At 70.3% G+C, this 300-nt stretch carries 1 protein-coding gene; it reads left to right on the top strand.

Annotated elements, in window-relative coordinates; genetic code table 11:
• A partial coding sequence (locus EKC99_RS15825; protein ID WP_205597848.1) for a tRNA-dihydrouridine synthase occupies positions 1–300 on the top strand: 300 nt, incomplete at both ends.

Raw genomic sequence — 300 nt, 5'->3', positions numbered from 1 at the left:
GTACGACTGGGCCTACCGCCTGAAGGAGGAGCGCCCGGCACTGCCGGTGGTGATCAACGGTGGCCTGGCCAGCATCGAGGCGGTACAGGCGCAGGCCGCGCACGTCGATGGCGTGATGCTGGGCCGGGCGGCCTATCACGACCCCTATCTGCTGCATCAGCTGGAGGCGCTGCACACCGGCGCCCCGCTACAGGCACGCGGTGACCTGCTGCGCGCGATGCGCCCCTACATCGAGGCGCGGCTGGGCGAAGGCCTGGCGCTGAAGCACATCACCCGCCACCTGCTCGGCCTGTTCCATGG

The organism is Anoxybacillus sp. MB8 (assembly GCF_011006755.1).
Lineage (GTDB): Bacteria > Bacillota > Bacilli > Bacillales > Anoxybacillaceae > Anoxybacillus > Anoxybacillus gonensis.
Note: the sequence above shows the minus strand (reverse complement) of the source record. Positions and strands in the feature narration are given on the sequence as shown.